Source organism: Brevundimonas sp., assembly GCF_013912005.1.
Classification (GTDB): Bacteria; Pseudomonadota; Alphaproteobacteria; order Caulobacterales; family Caulobacteraceae; genus Brevundimonas.
In genome coordinates this window covers 1-14,487 of the sequence record NZ_JACESB010000034.1, presented here as the reverse complement: position 1 = coordinate 14,487, position 14,487 = coordinate 1, and the positions used below count along the sequence as shown (strand labels likewise).

Genomic DNA, 14,487 nt, shown 5'->3' with positions numbered 1-14,487 from the left:
CCGCCGTCAGCGTCGTCTTGCCGTGGTCCACGTGACCGATCGTGCCGATGTTGCAGTGCGGCTTCGTGCGTTCGAACTTTTCCTTGGCCATGGCCAAAACTCCTGCGGCCCGGAAAGGGGCGGTTGTCAGCGTTCAGAATCTGGAGCGGGTAGACGGGATCGAACCGACATCCTCAGCTTGGAAGGCTGCTGCACTACCATTGTGCTATACCCGCGCGGAGAATGCTCCGGATCGCTCCGTCGCACCCGGCCTCCTCGGAGGTCCGTTCCTTCCGGTCTTCGCATCGGCGTGGTGGGGGAAGCAGGACTCGAACCTGCGAAGCTTACGCAGCGGATTTACAGTCCGCCCCCTTTGCCGCTCGGGACATTCCCCCGTGCGCGATGTGAAGACCGATCCGGAACGCCCGAACGAGCCCTTGCGGTCCCGCTCGAACAAAGGCCTTCGGTCGGGGCACGCGCCGGGTTAGAGGGAGCGCCACGACCGGGAAGCCCTTGGGCCCCAAATCGGAGCGCGCCTTATAGTGTCGTCGAAAAGAGAACGCAACGACCGTCAAAGCCCGAAAAAGACGGGCTTCCGCCCCCGCCCCGACGGCCCCGGCGGCCGCGGCCGCGGCGCCGCGCCCGAACCCCGGGGGGGCGCCGATTCCCCGCCCCGCCCGCCCCGGCCGAAGGCGGACGCGGACGGCTGGCTGTGGGGGCGCCATCCGGTGCTGGCGGCGCTCGCCAATCCGGCCCGCAAGGGCATGGGCCGCCTGCTCGCCACCCCCGAGCGCGCGGCGGAGATCGAGCGCGACGGCCTCGCGCCCAACGGCCATCGGGTGGAGACGGTGGACGCGGTCGCCCTGGCCCGGATGCTGCCGGCCGGCGCCGTGCACCAGGGACTCGCCTTCAAGGTCGCCCCGCTGGAGGGCGTGGCGCTGGAGGATATCGCCGAACCCGCGGCGGGGGTCATCGTCATGCTGGACCAGCTGACCGATCCCCAGAACGTCGGGGCCATCTTCCGCTCGGCCCTGGCCTTCGGGGCGCGCGGGATCGTGGTGCAGGACCGCCACTCGCCAGCGCTGGCGGGGGCGCTGGCCAAGGCCGCCGCCGGCGCCACCGAGAGACTGCCCTGCGTGCGGGCCACCAACCTCAGCCGGGCGCTCGAGCGGCTGGCCGACCTCGGCTGGCGGGCGGTCGGTCTGGACGGATCGGCGGAACAGACCCTCGAGGCGGCGCTGGACGGCGGCCCCACGGTGCTGGTCATGGGTTCGGAGGGCGACGGCCTGCGCCGGCTGGTGGCCGAGCACTGCGACGAGCTGGCGCGCATTCCGATGCCCGGCGGCTTCGAGAGCCTCAACGTCTCCAACGCCGCGGCCATCGCCCTCTACGAGGCCGCCCGGGCCCGCGGCGGAACCTGAGGCCGTCGCGACCGCTTGCCGAACCGCCCCTTCCTCCCCTAGAGCGCGGCCATGGATTTCCTGAGCTCCCCCGAACTCGCCTCGCAGCTGGCCGCCCTCGGCCAGGTGCTGATGATCGACCTGGTGCTGGCCGGCGACAACGCCGTGGCCGTGGGTCTCGCCGCCGCCGCCCTGGCGCCCGAACAGCGCAAGAAGGCCATCCTCATCGGCCTCGCCGCCGCCGTGGTGCTGCGCATCGGCTTCGCCCTGATCACGGTCCAGCTGCTGGCCATCGTCGGCCTGCTGCTCGCCGGCGGCTTCCTGCTGCTGTGGGTGTGCTGGAAGATGTGGCGGGAGCTGCGCGAGCAGGCCACCCACGACCAGGCCGAGGCCGAGGCCGAGCTGGAGCTGGCCATGCAGATCGAGCACGGCAAGGGCCCCTCGCCCGAGGAGCTGGGCCTGAAGCGCAAGAGCTTCGGCGCCGCCCTGCTGCAGATCATGATCGCCGACGTGACCATGTCGCTCGACAACGTGCTGGCCGTGGCCGGCGCCGCCCACGAGCACCCATGGATCATGGTCTTCGGCCTGGTGCTGTCGATCGGCCTGATGGGCGTGGCGGCCACCTTCATCGCCCGCATCCTGACGAAGCACCGCTGGATCGGCTACGTCGGTCTGCTGATCGTGCTCTACGTCGCCCTGCACATGGTCTGGGACGGCGCCCGGTCGGTGATCGTGCGCACCGACAACCGCGAGGCCTTCAACGCCTCGGCCCCCGCCTTCCTCGACATCAGCGAGGAGGAGGCGGAGCATCACCTGCGCGGCACGCGCGGGCACGAGGAGAGCGCCGCCCCGGCGCACGGGGTCCCGGCGGCCGAGGCCCCGCCGCCGACGCGGACCGTCGAGGCGCCCGCAAGATGATGTGGACGAGGCCCGGAGCACGCTCCGGGCCTTCTTCATTGCAGGGCGCCGGGTTCAGCCCTCGGCGCCGCCGAAGCGCTCCGACCACTCCGCCACCCGGGCGTCCTCGATCTTGGTGAACAGCACGCCGGCGGCGGCCACCGTCCGGCCGCGCGGCAGGGCGTCCAGCAGCGCCTCGTCCGGATTCGGCCAGGACAGGTCGGTCGCCCCGACCGAGGCGGCGATCTTCTCGGCCGAGAAGGGCATGACCGGCGCGGCCAGACGGGCGAACAGGGCCACCAGATTCAGGCCGGTGCGCACCCCGACGGCGGCCCGGTCCACATCGGTCTTGAAGGCGGTCCACGGCGCCGCCTCCTGCAGGTATTCGTTGCCCGACACCCAGACCGCGCGCAGGGCCTGACAGGCCTTGCGGAACTCCATGGCCTCGAACTGCGCGGTCGCCTCGGCGATGCCGGCGCGCAGGTCGGCCTCCAGCTTCGCCTCCAGCGGACCGGGTTCGCTGCCATCCGGCACGACGCCGTCGAACTTCGACTCGGCGAACTTGACGATGCGGTTGACGAAGTTGCCGAGCACGTCGGCGAGATCCTTGTTCACCGCCCCCTGGAACTGCTCCCAGGTGAAGGCGGCGTCGGAGTGCTCCGGCCCGTAGGCGGTCAGGAACCAGCGCCAGTAGTCGGCCGGCAGCAGCTCCAGGGCCTGGTCCATGAACACGCCGCGCTTCTGGCTGGTCGAGAACTTGCCGCCGTACCAGTTCAGCCAGTTGAAGGCCTTCAGCTGGTCGACCGTCTTCCACGGCTCGCCCGAGCCGAGGATGGTGGCCGGGAAGCTGACGGTGTGGAAGGCGACATTGTCCTTGCCCATGAACTGGACGTAGCGGACGTCGTCGGCGCCCTCGTCGAGGCGCCACCAGTCGCGCCAGGTCCGGCCGGTGGCCTCGGCCCACTCCTCGGTGGCGCCGATATATTCGATCGGGGCGTCGAACCAGACGTAGAAGACCTTGCCCTCCAGCCCCGGCCGCGGGCCGCCGTCGGGGCCGACCACCGGCACGCCCCACTTCAGGTCGCGGGTGATGCCGCGGTCGATCAGCCCCTCGTCGAGGTGCTTGAGCGCGATCGACTTCGCCAGGGTCTGCCAGCCCTCGCGGCTGTCGATCCAGGCGCGGATGCGGTCGGCCAGCCGGGTCTGCAGCAGGTAGAGATGGCGGGTGTCGCGGACTTCCAGATTGCGGCTGCCGGAGACGGCCGAATAGGGATCCTTCAGATCGGTCGGGTCCAGCAGGCGGCCGCAGTTGTCGCACTGGTCGCCGCGCGCCTTCTCGTAGGCGCAGTGGGGGCAGGTCCCCTCCACGTAGCGGTCCGGCAGGAAGCGGGCGTCGTCGATCGAATAGATCATCCGGTCGACCCGTTCCTCGATCAGGCCGTTGTCCTCCAGCACCCGGGCGAAATGCTGGGTCAGCCGGTGGTTCGGGGCGTTCGAGGACCGGCCGAACCAGTCGTAGCTCAGGCCGAAGGCCTCGCCGGCCGCCTTCTGGATCTCGTGCTGCTCGTCGCAATAGGCGCGCACGTCCTGGCCGGCGGCGGCGGCGGCCAGCTCGGCCGGGGTGCCGTGCTCGTCGGTGGCGCAGATGTAGAGCACCTCGTGCCCCTGCGCCCGCTTGAAGCGCGCCCAGACGTCGGCCGGCAGCATCGAGCCCGCCAGGTTCCCCAGGTGCTTGATGCCGTTGATGTAGGGCAGCGCCGAGGTGATGAGGATGCGGGACATGGAGGCCGGGGTCAGGGACTGGGGATCAGGGACTGGTCACGGTTAGTGGCGAGTGCAGGCGGACATCGCAACCCCGGCCCCCTCTAATCCCTGATCCCCGATCCCTGATCCTGCGGCGCGAGCCGCCGCGCCACCCGCACGAACCGGCCGGTCAGCAGGGTGGCCGAGACGAGGCTGGCGACGATGACCGCCCACACCAGGCCGTTGACGCCGGCCTCGTGCGCCAGGACCCAGCCCAGCGGCATCATGATCGCCGTATAGGCGACGAAGTGCAGGATGGTCGGCCACCAGACGTCGCCGGCGGCGCGGTTGGCCGAGGCGGCGACCACCTGGATGGCGTCGGCGACGAAGAACAGGGTGGCCAGGACCAGCGCCGGCGCGACCACCGCCAGCAGGACCGGATCGCGGTTGTAGGCCGAGGCCAGCCAGGGGGCGGTCGGCCAGACGACGAAGGCGATGACCGTCGCCAGCGCCGCCACCACGGCGATCCCCACCAGCCCGGCCCGCATCACCCCGCGGCCGTCTGCGGCCCCGTAGGCCCGGCCGACCAGCACCGCCGTCGCCGCCGCCAGCCCCATCGGCACCATGAAGACGATGGCCGAGATGTTCAGCACGATGGTCCAGGCCGAGGTCTCGACCGCGCCGATGCGGCCGGCGAAGAAGGTCATGGCGCCGAAGGCGGCCACCTCGATGAAGTAGGAGCTGCCGGCGCCGTAGCCGACCTTGCGCTGCTCCCGCTCGCCGGCCGGATCGCGGCGCGGCCGGTCGAACACGCCCAGCGCCCGCGCCTCGGGCAGGCGCACGATGAACCAGACGAGGAACACCGCCAGCGACAGGCGGGCGAAGAAGGTGGCCCAGGCCGAGGCGGCGGCGCCGGACCAGCCGATGCCGAGCAGATCGGGCACCAGCAGCAGGTTCAGCGCCAGGTTGACCCCGTTGGCCACCCACATGGCCCACATGCCCGCCTTCGGCCGGTGCAGGGCCTCGAGGAAGAACTGCGCCGCCACCGAGACCAGGTAGGCGGGCATCGACAGGGCGAAGATCACCAGCGGCCGGCTGGCCCCCTCCGCCAGGCCGTCGGCGAGCCCGGCGTGGCGCAGCCCCCACGGCCCCAGCAGGATCAGGCCGACCATGGAGACGACGCCGATCTGCAGGGCGTAGACCACGCCGCGCCGGAACACCGCCCCCACCTCTTGGGTCCGCCCCTCGCCGAGCAGGCGGGCGGTCATCACCTGCACCCCCATCATCAGGCCCACGGCGGTGGTCACGAGGACGGCGGTCGGCGCCCAGGCGAGGGCGTGGAAGGCCAGTTGCTCGCCCGAGTGGTTGCCGACCACGATGGCGTCGGTCAGCCCCATGGTCATGATGCCGATGCGCGCCAGCACCACCGGCCAGGCGAGGTGCAGCAGGTCCTTCAGGGTGGTGCGGGTCGGGGCGCTGAGCGTGAACATGGGCCGGGCGACAGGCCACGGCGACGGGAGCGGGTCAACAGGCGTTGCGCTGATGGCGGCATAAGGGCCGCTTCCCCCGCCGCCGGAAGCGCCCTAAACCGGCCCCATGCCGAAGCTGACCTCCGCCATCGACACGACCAGCGCCGCCTTCCGCAAGCTGGACGCCCACAACCGCGCGCTCCGGGACGAGCTGTACGAACGGGTGGCCCGGGCGGCCCGCGGCGGCTCGGACAAGGCGCGCGAACGGCATGTGTCGCGCGGCAAGCTGCTGCCCCGCGACCGGGTCGAGCGCCTGCTGGATCCGGGCTCGCCCTTCCTCGAGGTCGGCCAGCTGGCCGCGAACGGCATGTACGGCGACGAGGCCCCCGGCGCCGGCATGATCTGCGGCGTCGGCCGGGTCTCGGGCCGCGAGGTGATGATCGTCGCCAACGATCCGACGGTGAAGGGCGGCGCCTATTTCCCGATGACGGTGAAGAAGCACCTGCGCGCCCAGGAGATCGCCGAGCAGAACAACCTGCCCTGCGTCTATCTGGTCGATTCCGGCGGGGCCAACCTGCCGCACCAGGCCGAGGTGTTCCCCGACCGCGACCATTTCGGCCGCATCTTCTTCAACCAGGCGCGGATGTCGGCGAAGGGCATCCCCCAGATCGCCTGCGTCATGGGCTCCTGCACCGCCGGCGGCGCCTATGTGCCGGCCATGTCGGACGAGACGGTCATCGTCCGCAACCAGGGCACCATCTTCCTGGCCGGCCCGCCGCTGGTGAAGGCCGCCACCGGCGAGGTCATCTCGGCCGAGGATCTGGGCGGGGCGGAGACCCACGGCCGCAAGTCGGGCGTGGTCGACTACGTCGCCGAGAACGACGAGCACGCCCTGGAGATCGTCCGCGACATCGTCGCCAGCCTGAACACGGTCAAGCGGGTCGACATGGACGTGCGCGAGCCGCGGCCGCCGGCCTTCGACGCGGACGAGCTGTACGGGATCATCCCCGACGACGTCCGCGCCCCCTACGACGTGCGCGAGGTCATCGCCCGCCTCGTCGACGGCTCCGAGTTCGACGAGTTCAAGGCCCTGTACGGCACGACCCTGGTCTGCGGCTTCGCCCGCATCTGGGGCTATCCGGTCGCCATTCTCGCCAACAACGGCGTGCTGTTCTCCGAGAGCGCGCTCAAGGGCGCCCACTTCATCGAGCTGGCCTGCAAGCGGAAGATTCCGCTGCTGTTCCTGCAGAACATATCGGGCTTCATGGTCGGCGGCCGCTACGAGGCCGAGGGCATCGCGAAGAACGGGGCCAAGCTGGTCACCGCCGTGGCGAGCGCGGAAGTGCCCAAGTTCACCGTCCTGATCGGCGGCAGCTTCGGCGCCGGCAACTACGGCATGTGCGGCCGCGCCTACTCCCCCCGCTTCCTGTTCACCTGGCCCAACAGCCGGATCAGCGTCATGGGCGGCGAACAGGCCGCCGCCGTGCTGGCCACCGTGCATCGCGACGCCGACAGCTGGACCGAGGCGGAGGCCGAGGCCTTCAAGGCGCCGGTCCGGCAGAAGTACGAGGACGAGGGCAATCCGTACTACGCCACGGCGAGGCTGTGGGACGACGGGGTGATCGATCCGGCGCAGACGCGGGACGTGCTGGGCCTGGCCATCAGCGCCTCGCTGAACGCGCCGATCCCGGAGACGACCTTCGGCGTGTTCCGGATGTAGACGTGAGGAGTGCTGGTGAGCGAGAGGTGAGCCGCTGCCGCCGGCCGCAAGTCCGCCCTGCTCACCCCTTGCTCACTGGCGCTTTTCACCCTTCCGGCGACTTCCTCAACACCTTCTCCATCGCCTTCCCCTTGCTCACCTCATCGACCAGTTTGTCGAGGTGGCGCACCTCCCGCATGAACGGGTCCTCGATCGCCTCGACGCGATGGCCGCAGATCGTCCCGGTGATCAGGAAGCGGTTCGGATTCATCGCCGGCGCTTCCACGAAAAACGCCTCGAACGTCGTCCCGTCGGCCAGCAGCCTCTCCAGCTGCGCCTGCGAATAGCCGGTCAGCCAGCGGATGACCTCGTCCACCTCCGCCCGCGTGCGGCCCTTCTTCTCCGCCTTGGCGACGTAGTGGGGATAGACGCTGGCCACGCTCGTCCGGCGGAGGCGGTCTTCTGCGCTCGTCGCCATCCGGGAAGCTCCGTATTCCGTTCCGCCTTCAGGCGTTATAGGCCTGCAGCGACAGGAGACCAGCATGGCCCAGCCCGACGAAGCCGACCGCGACGCCCTCGACATCACGCCCGCCGAGGCGGCCGAGATCAACGCCATCTCGCACCCCCTGCTGGCCGGCGCGGCCCCGGACGCGGACGACCGGCTGGTGCGCATCGACTCCACGCCGGACGGGGTGGTCTTCATCACGCTGAACCGGCCGGACAAGAAGAACGCCTTCGACGCCCCGACCATCGCGGCCCTCTACGAGGCCTTCGAGACCCTGCACGGCGCCGATCATGTGCGGGTGGTCTTCGTGCGCGGCGCAGGCGGGACCTTCTGCGCCGGCGCCGACCTGGGCTGGATGCGCGACGCCGCCGACTGGTCCGAGAGCGACAACCGCGACGACGCCATGGGCCTGGCGAAGATGCTCAAGGCCCTGCACGACGTGCCGGCCCTGACCATCGCCGTCGTCGAGGGCGCGGCCATGGGCGGCGGCGCGGGCATCGTCGCCGCCTGCGACATGGCGGTGGCCGTGAAGGGCGCGAAGTTCGCCTTCTCGGAGGTCCGCCTCGGCCTGATCCCGGCGACCATCGCCCCCTATGTCATCGAGGCGGTCGGCCCGCGCGCGGCCCGGGCGCTGTTCGCCACGGGCGAGATGTTCGACGCCGACCGGGCGCTGGAGCTGGGCCTGGTCAGCCGGGTCATCGGCTCGGCGGACGAGATCGACGGCCTCGTCGCCGACACGGCCCGCGCCATGAAGGCCTGCGCCCCCGGCGCCGTGGGGGACGCCAAGCGGCTGGTCAACGATCTCGCCGGCCGCCACATCGACCACGGCATGATGGAGGACACCGCCCGCCGCATCGCCCGGGCCCGCGTCTCCGCCGAAGGCCAGGAAGGCGTCCGCGCCTTTCTCGACAAGCGCAAGCCCGGCTGGGCGGAGTGACCGATCCTTCTCCCCTTGCGGGAGAAGGTGGCCGAGCGAAGCGAGGTCGGATGAGGGGTCGCGCGGTCGAGTGAGCCGCGCGAGCCGGGCGGAACGGACGGGTGGTGCGACCCCTCATCCGTCAGCCTTCGGCTGCCACCTTCTCCCGCAAGGGGAGAAGGGCTAGGAGGTTTCCATGTTCAAGTCCGTCCTGGTCGCCAATCGCGGCGAGATCGCCTGCCGCGTTTTCCGCACCGCCCGCCGCCTGGGCCTGCGCACCATCGCCGTCTATTCGGAAGCCGACGCCGACGCCCTGCACGTCCGCGAGGCCGACGAGGCGGTGCTGATCGGCCCCGCCCCCGCCCGGGAGTCCTACCTCGACGCCGCGAAGGTGCTGGCCGCCGCCAAGGCCACGGGCGCCGAGGCCATCCACCCCGGCTACGGCTTCCTGTCCGAGAACGCCGACTTCGCCGAGGCGGTCATGGCCGCCGGCCTGGTCTGGATCGGCCCGCCCCCCGCCGCCATCCGCGCCATGGGCCTGAAGGACGCCGCCAAATCCCTGATGATCGAGGCCGGCGTGCCTGTCACCCCCGGCTATCTCGGCGAGGACCAGTCGCCGGAACGCCTGCAGAGGGAGGCCGACGCCATCGGCTATCCGGTGCTGATCAAGGCCGTCGCCGGCGGCGGCGGCAAGGGCATGAAGAAGGTCGACCGGGCCGAGGACTTCGCCGACGGCCTCGCCTCGGCCCAGCGCGAGGGCCAGTCCTCCTTCGGCGACCCGCGCGTCCTGATCGAAAAATACATCACCCGCCCGCGCCACATCGAGGTGCAGGTGTTCGGGGACAGCCACGGCGACGTCGTCCACCTGCACGAGCGCGACTGCTCCCTGCAGCGCCGCCACCAGAAGGTGATCGAGGAGGCCCCCGCCCCCGGCATGGACGCCGCCACCCGCGCCGCCGTCACCGCCGCCGCCGTCCGCGCCGCCAAGGCGGTGAACTACGAGGGCGCCGGCACCATCGAATTCATCGCCGACGCCTCCGAGGGCCTCCGGGCCGACCGCATCTGGTTCATGGAGATGAACACCCGGCTGCAGGTCGAGCACCCGGTCACCGAGGCCATCACCGGCGTCGACCTGGTCGAATGGCAGCTGCGCGTCGCCGCCGGCGAGCCCATCCCGCTGAAACAGGCCGACATCCCGCTGAACGGCTGGGCCATGGAGGCGCGGCTGTACGCGGAGGATCCGGCCAACGGGTTTTTGCCGAGCATCGGGCGGCTGGAGCATTTCCGGCTGCCCGACGACATCCGGGTCGACACCGGCGTCGAACAGGGCGGCGAGGTCAGCCAGTTCTACGACCCGATGATCGCAAAGCTGATCGTCCACGAGGACACGCGCGAAGCGGCGGCCGAGGCCCTCGCCGACGCCTGCGCCGAAGTCGAGGTTTGGCCGGTGAGAACCAACGCCGGATTCCTCGTCCGCTGCCTGGAGCATCCGCGGTTTGTAGAGGGAGATGTGGACACGGGGTTCATCGGGGCGGAAGCCGACTCGCTGGAAACGCCCGCGCCCTCTCCGATCCTGCTCGCCGAAGCCGCCAATCACGCCTTGGATCGCGGGCCGCCTGACACGGAGGAAAGCTCGGTCTGGTCTTCGCTGGCCGGAACCCGCGGCTTCCGTCTGAACGCCAGCCCGGTCCGCACGGTTCGGCTCTGGCTCGAGGGGGGCGAGCGCGACGTCATTCCGGCTGACGGAGCGACCTACCAGCGCACTACGATCCTCCACGAGGACAGGATCGTCGGCTTCGAAAGCGGCGTCGCCCATGCGTTCCGGGACCGCGCGCCGACCTCGTCCGGCTCAGCCGCCGGCCCCGCCTCCGACGGCTCCCTGCGCGCGCCGATGCCCGGGAAGATCGTCGCCGCCCCGGCGAAACCCGGCGACACGGTCGCCAAGGGCCAGCCCGTCGTCGTGCTGGAGGCCATGAAGATGGAGCACGCCCTGGTCGCCCCGTTCGACGGGGTGGTCGAGAGCGTCGCCGCCGCCATCGGCGATCAGGTCGGCGAGGGCGCGGTGCTGGCGGTGGTGAAGCCGGCGGACTCCTAGGGCAGCCCCGCCCCGCCCAAGGGCTCGGTCTCCACCTGGCTGTCGAAGCCGGCGATCAGCGGCCGCCCCCGGGCGATGGCGTCCCGCACCGCCGGCAGCTGCAGCGAGGCGCGATGGCTGTCGGCGCTGTCCCACACCTCGGTGATCCACAGGGCGTCGGCGTCGGCCGGGTCCTTCGCCACGATGTAGCTCAGGCAGCCGGGCATGGCGCCGGTCCCCTCCAGCAGGATGGCGGCAAGCGCGTCGCGCTGGCCGGGGACGGCCTTCATCCGGCCGATCAGTCCGTACATGGGCGTGTCTCCGAAGGCGGGGGCCGCCCCGCTCGCCACGGCGAGGCCGAGGCCGGCGGCGACGATCTGGCGGCGGTCAGGGGTCATGCGCCGACCGTGCCACCGCCGGACGCAAATGTCGCCGTGACGCGGCCGGAATTCCGGTGTTAAGCCCGGGGCATGCCTCTCCACATCATCAAGCTGTGCGTCGGCGTCTCCGACGTGGAATGGCTGGAGCGCCGCGCCGCCAACGGCAAGCCGCTGGTCGTGCACACGCGCATGACGCCCAAACGCGCCGCCGAGATCGAGGACGGGGGATCGCTGTACTGGGTGATCAAGGGAACCGTGGCGTGCCGTCAGCCGGTCCTGGACATCTCCACCCTGGGCGAGGGCAAGACCAGCCGGTGCGAGATCCGGCTGGAGCCGACGGTGATCCGCACCGCCCCGCTGGCCCGCCGCCCCTTCCAGGGCTGGCGCTATTTCGAGCACCGCGACTGCCCCGCCGACCTCACCTCCGCCGGCGCCACCGACCTGCCCCCCGAGCTGGTGCGGGAGCTGCGGGAGCTGGGGGCGTGGTAGGAGACGGGGTGAGGGATGAGGGATGAGGGATTGGGGATCAGGGGTCAGACAGGTCGCGTGGACTCGCTCGTGGGTCCCCCTTTCTGGCCGCCGATCCTGATCTCCATCCCTAATCCCTAATCCCTAATCCCTCATCCCTCATCCCTCATCCCTGCCCCCCGAGCCCTCATCCCTAGCGGCTTCCAGCTGAGCCGCTAAACTCCCCCCATGCCCGCCCGCTCCGACCGCCTCGAGGACGCCCTGCTCCGCATCTTCGAGGGCCGCGAGAACACGCCCGCCAGCTGGTTCGCCCTGACCGGCGGCGAGACCCTGTTCGCCGAGGGCGACCCGGCGGACACCCTGTATCTCGTGCGCTCGGGGCGCTTGGGCGTGTTCCGCCGCGAGCGGGAGGACCGCCGGCCGGAGTTCCTCGGCGTCGTCCGGCCCGGGGAGCCTGCAGGCGAGATGGCCATGCTGGCCGGCGGCGCCCACACCGCCGACGTCGTCGCCCTGCGCGATTCGGAGATCCTCGCCCTGCCCCGCGACGCCTTCTTCGAGGCGGCCCGGACCGAGCCGGACCTGATGGTCGAGCTGTCGCGGCTGATGATCCAGCGGGCGCGCGAACGGCGCGCCGGCGGGGGCGAGCCCAGCGTGTTCGGCTTTCTTTCGGCCCGGCCGCGCCCGATCCGGGCCTTCGTCGAGCGCATCGCCGCGGCCATCACGGCCGAAGGCTTCACCTGCCAGGTCATCGACCACTCCGCCCTCTCCTCCGCCGCCGAGTGGTTCAGCCGCGTCGAGGACGCCCACGACTTCGTCCTCTACGTCGCCGAGATGGACGAGCCGGCCTGGGCCGCCCTGTGCGCGCGCCAGGTCGACCGGGTGTTCGTGGTCGGCCAGTGCCTGCTGGCCCCGCCCAACCGGCCGATGGCGCACGCCGGCGCGCCCGACGCCCGCCGGCGCACCGACCTGATCCTGCTGCGCGACGCGCGCATGGCCCGTCCGGCGAACACCGCCGTCTGGCTCGACGCCGTGGCGCCGGGCCGCTGGTTCCAGGCGGTGGAGGGCGACGCCGCCGACGCGGCGCGGATCGCCCGGGTCTGCACCGGTTCGTCGGTCGGGCTGGTGCTGTCCGGCGGCGGCGCCCGGGCCCTGTCGCACATCGGCGCCCTGCGGGCCCTGAACGAGGCCGGCGTGCCGATCGACTTCGTCGGCGGCGCCTCCATGGGGGCGATCGTCGCCGCGGGACCGGCCATGGGCTGGTCGCAGGCCGAGCTGGAGGCGCGCATCCACAAGTCGTTCGTGGAAAGCGACCCCCTCGCCGACATCACCTTCCCGATGCTGGCCATGACCCGGGCCCGCAAGGTCGACCGCCTGCTGCGCGACGCCTACGGCGAGATCGACATGGCCGACCTCGTCCGGCCGTTCTTCGCCGTCTCCACCAATCTGACCACGGGACGGATCGAGGTGCACCGCCGCGGCCTGATGCGCCGCGCCATGCGCGCCTCCATCTCCATCCCGGGCATCATGCCGCCGATCGTGGTGGACGGGCAGGTGCTGGTGGACGGGGCGGTGCTGAAGAACTTCCCCGGCGAGGTGATGCGGGAGATGAACAGCGGCCCCGTCATCGGGGTCGACATGTCCCAGGCGCGCGGGGTGGATCATGCGATGATCGAGCATCCGCCCTCGATCTGGCGGCTGATCGTCACCGGCGCCTGGCGGCGCGGTCCGCCGATCGTCTCGATCCTGATGCGCTCGGCCACCCTCGTCACCGACGCCGAGCTGGAGGCCTCCCGGGCGGTCACCGACCTGCTGGTGCAGCCGACCCCGGAAGGGGTGGACATCCGGGACTGGAAGGCCTTCGACCCGGCCGTGGCCGCGGGCTACCGCGCCATGCAGGAGGCGCTGGCCGGCCTCGACGGACCGGTCACCGACCTGCGGCGACGCCAGGCCGCCGCCGACGCCGCGCCACCAGAAACAGACGCCGGAACGGCAGCAGGGTCCGCCCGTCCGGGCGCTGCGGAAAAGCCGCCGAAAGCGCCTCGCCGAGGGCGTCGAGGAAAGCCGCCTGCAGACCGGGATCCGCCGCCAGCGCCGTAAGATACGGGCGCAGCGCCGTGCCCTTCATCCACTCCAGCACCGCCGCCTCCCCTTCGAGGGCGTGCAGGTAGGTCGTCGTCCAGACGTCGATGTCCCCGCACGAGGCGGACAGCGCATCGTAGTAGGCTTCCGGCGAAAGCAGGGGCGCGATCGGCGCGACCCCCGCCAGTCGCGTCGCCCACGGCCCGGCCGCCGCCGTGGCGCGCAGGAGGGCGTGGTGGCGGCTCTCGTGCGCGACCGGCATCTGCACGGCCAGCACTCCGCCCGGGGCCAGCGTCTCCGCCAGGCGGGGCAGGAGGTCGGCGTGGTCAGGCAGCCACTGCAGGGAGGCGTTGGCGAGGATCAGGTCGGCCGGGCGGTCCGGCGTCCAGCCGGCGATGTCGCCGCGCCGCCAGTCCACGTCGGCCGCGAGCGCGCCCGCCTGCGCCAGCATCTCCGGACTCGCGTCCAGGCCGTGCACGCGCGCCTGCGGATGACGGCGCTTCAGCAGGGCGGCGTGGTGGCCGGTCCCGCAGCCGAGATCCCAGATTTCGCGGGGCGCCAGATCGTCCGGGAGGCGCAGCAGCAGGTCGAGGGCGGCGCGGTCGCGCTCGGCCTCGAAGCGGCGATACTGGACGGGGTCCCAGGCCGGCGAGTCGCTCATGTCGACATCGTCGCCCGACGGGCGGGAATGGTACAGCCTCTCAGGATCGAACTGAGGACCTCCGGCTCCACAAACCGGCGCTCTAACCAGCTGAGCTAAGGCTGCACGTTTCCGCGCGAGCGGGGTGTCTAGCGGGGTCGCCGCGCCGGGGCAAGGGGGGATGGAAGGGAATAGGGCGTAGGGATTAGGGAATAGGGGATCGGGGATCCGGGGTTGG

Annotated in this window: 12 protein-coding genes, 3 tRNA genes and 1 pseudogene; 7 read left to right on the top strand and 9 right to left on the bottom strand. The window is 71.5% G+C overall.

What is annotated here, in order from left to right; all coding sequences use genetic code 11:
- The 3 genes from H2038_RS14440 to H2038_RS14430 form a co-directional block, all read right to left on the bottom strand.
- The coding region (locus H2038_RS14440) for a GTP-binding protein (protein WP_292114729.1) at window positions 1–91 on the bottom strand (91 nt) is incomplete at its 3' end.
- Between the two features lie 50 nt (window positions 92–141).
- Window positions 142–215: transfer RNA gene (locus tag H2038_RS14435), tRNA-Gly, on the bottom strand.
- Between the two features lie 75 nt (window positions 216–290).
- Window positions 291–374: transfer RNA gene (locus H2038_RS14430), tRNA-Tyr, on the bottom strand.
- Between the two features lie 315 nt (window positions 375–689).
- Here H2038_RS14430 and rlmB point away from each other — a divergent pair.
- Both rlmB and H2038_RS14420 read left to right on the top strand, forming a co-directional pair.
- Window positions 690–1,400, top strand: coding sequence for a 23S rRNA (guanosine(2251)-2'-O)-methyltransferase RlmB (gene rlmB, locus H2038_RS14425; protein ID WP_292114726.1), 711 nt, complete (start codon window positions 690–692; stop codon window positions 1,398–1,400).
- 51 nt (window positions 1,401–1,451) lie between these two features.
- Window positions 1,452–2,297, top strand: a complete 846-nt coding sequence (locus H2038_RS14420; RefSeq protein WP_292114723.1) for a TerC family protein — start codon at window positions 1,452–1,454, stop codon at window positions 2,295–2,297.
- 54 nt (window positions 2,298–2,351) lie between these two features.
- On the opposite strand, the gene metG is transcribed toward H2038_RS14420, so the two are convergent.
- Together metG and H2038_RS14410 are read right to left on the bottom strand one after the other, a co-directional pair.
- The gene (gene metG, locus H2038_RS14415; RefSeq protein WP_292114720.1) at window positions 2,352–4,058 is read right to left on the bottom strand and encodes a methionine--tRNA ligase; all 1,707 of its coding nucleotides are present in this window, start codon (window positions 4,056–4,058) and stop codon (window positions 2,352–2,354) included.
- 83 nt (window positions 4,059–4,141) lie between these two features.
- Window positions 4,142–5,509 carry an MATE family efflux transporter gene (locus H2038_RS14410; protein WP_292114718.1) on the bottom strand — a complete coding sequence of 456 codons (1,368 nt, stop codon included), beginning with the start codon at window positions 5,507–5,509 and terminating at the stop codon, window positions 4,142–4,144.
- A gap of 106 nt (window positions 5,510–5,615) precedes the next feature.
- Between H2038_RS14410 and H2038_RS14405 the strand changes: the two genes are divergently transcribed.
- Complete coding sequence (locus H2038_RS14405) at window positions 5,616–7,208, top strand: carboxyl transferase domain-containing protein (protein ID WP_292114715.1); 1,593 nt, start codon at window positions 5,616–5,618, stop codon at window positions 7,206–7,208.
- 85 nt (window positions 7,209–7,293) lie between these two features.
- On the opposite strand, the gene H2038_RS14400 is transcribed toward H2038_RS14405, so the two are convergent.
- Entirely contained in the window at window positions 7,294–7,665 is a 372-nt protein-coding gene (locus H2038_RS14400) for a DUF2200 domain-containing protein (protein ID WP_292114712.1), read from the bottom strand.
- Between the two features lie 64 nt (window positions 7,666–7,729).
- Between H2038_RS14400 and H2038_RS14395 the strand changes: the two genes are divergently transcribed.
- Window positions 7,730–8,629 (top strand): enoyl-CoA hydratase-related protein, encoded by a 900-nt coding sequence (locus tag H2038_RS14395; protein ID WP_292114709.1) that lies wholly within the window; start codon window positions 7,730–7,732, stop codon window positions 8,627–8,629.
- Window positions 8,630–8,804: 175 nt separating this feature from the next.
- Window positions 8,805–10,703, top strand: coding sequence for a biotin carboxylase N-terminal domain-containing protein (locus H2038_RS14390; protein WP_292114707.1), 1,899 nt, complete (start codon window positions 8,805–8,807; stop codon window positions 10,701–10,703).
- Here H2038_RS14390 and H2038_RS14385 read toward each other — a convergent pair.
- Entirely contained in the window at window positions 10,700–11,080 is a 381-nt protein-coding gene (locus tag H2038_RS14385; protein WP_292114705.1) for a putative quinol monooxygenase, read from the bottom strand. The genes H2038_RS14390 and H2038_RS14385 overlap by 4 nt on opposite strands.
- Before the next feature lie 72 nt (window positions 11,081–11,152).
- On the opposite strand from H2038_RS14385, the gene H2038_RS14380 reads away from it, so the two are divergent.
- Both H2038_RS14380 and H2038_RS14375 read left to right on the top strand, forming a co-directional pair.
- Window positions 11,153–11,551: a DUF1489 domain-containing protein gene (locus H2038_RS14380; RefSeq protein ID WP_292114702.1), complete on the top strand. Its 399-nt coding sequence runs from the start codon at window positions 11,153–11,155 to the stop codon at window positions 11,549–11,551.
- 207 nt (window positions 11,552–11,758) lie between these two features.
- On the top strand, window positions 11,759–13,627 hold the full coding sequence (locus tag H2038_RS14375) for a patatin-like phospholipase family protein (protein WP_292114699.1): 1,869 nt from the start codon (window positions 11,759–11,761) through the stop codon (window positions 13,625–13,627).
- A gap of 214 nt (window positions 13,628–13,841) precedes the next feature.
- Here H2038_RS14375 and H2038_RS14370 read toward each other — a convergent pair.
- Window positions 13,842–14,270, bottom strand: a pseudogene (locus H2038_RS14370) (methyltransferase domain-containing protein); the annotation flags it as partial.
- A gap of 28 nt (window positions 14,271–14,298) precedes the next feature.
- Window positions 14,299–14,375, bottom strand: a tRNA-His gene (locus H2038_RS14365).
- Window positions 14,376–14,487: the final 112 nt, after the last annotated feature.

What these genes read in the sequence shown, in the direction of transcription:
- H2038_RS14380 (WP_292114702.1), top strand. Translation starts at nt 11,153, where the DNA reads ATGCCTCTCCACATCATCAAGCTGTGCGTCGGCGTCTCCGACGTGGAA.
- H2038_RS14375 (WP_292114699.1), top strand. Translation starts at nt 11,759, where the DNA reads ATGCCCGCCCGCTCCGACCGCCTCGAGGACGCCCTGCTCCGCATCTTC.
- H2038_RS14390 (WP_292114707.1), top strand. Translation starts at nt 8,805, where the DNA reads ATGTTCAAGTCCGTCCTGGTCGCCAATCGCGGCGAGATCGCCTGCCGC.
- H2038_RS14410 (WP_292114718.1), bottom strand. Translation starts at nt 5,509, where the DNA reads ATGTTCACGCTCAGCGCCCCGACCCGCACCACCCTGAAGGACCTGCTG.
- H2038_RS14405 (WP_292114715.1), top strand. Translation starts at nt 5,616, where the DNA reads ATGCCGAAGCTGACCTCCGCCATCGACACGACCAGCGCCGCCTTCCGC.
- H2038_RS14395 (WP_292114709.1), top strand. Translation starts at nt 7,730, where the DNA reads ATGGCCCAGCCCGACGAAGCCGACCGCGACGCCCTCGACATCACGCCC.
- H2038_RS14400 (WP_292114712.1), bottom strand. Translation starts at nt 7,665, where the DNA reads ATGGCGACGAGCGCAGAAGACCGCCTCCGCCGGACGAGCGTGGCCAGC.
- H2038_RS14385 (WP_292114705.1), bottom strand. Translation starts at nt 11,080, where the DNA reads ATGACCCCTGACCGCCGCCAGATCGTCGCCGCCGGCCTCGGCCTCGCC.
- metG (WP_292114720.1), bottom strand. Translation starts at nt 4,058, where the DNA reads ATGTCCCGCATCCTCATCACCTCGGCGCTGCCCTACATCAACGGCATC.
- H2038_RS14420 (WP_292114723.1), top strand. Translation starts at nt 1,452, where the DNA reads ATGGATTTCCTGAGCTCCCCCGAACTCGCCTCGCAGCTGGCCGCCCTC.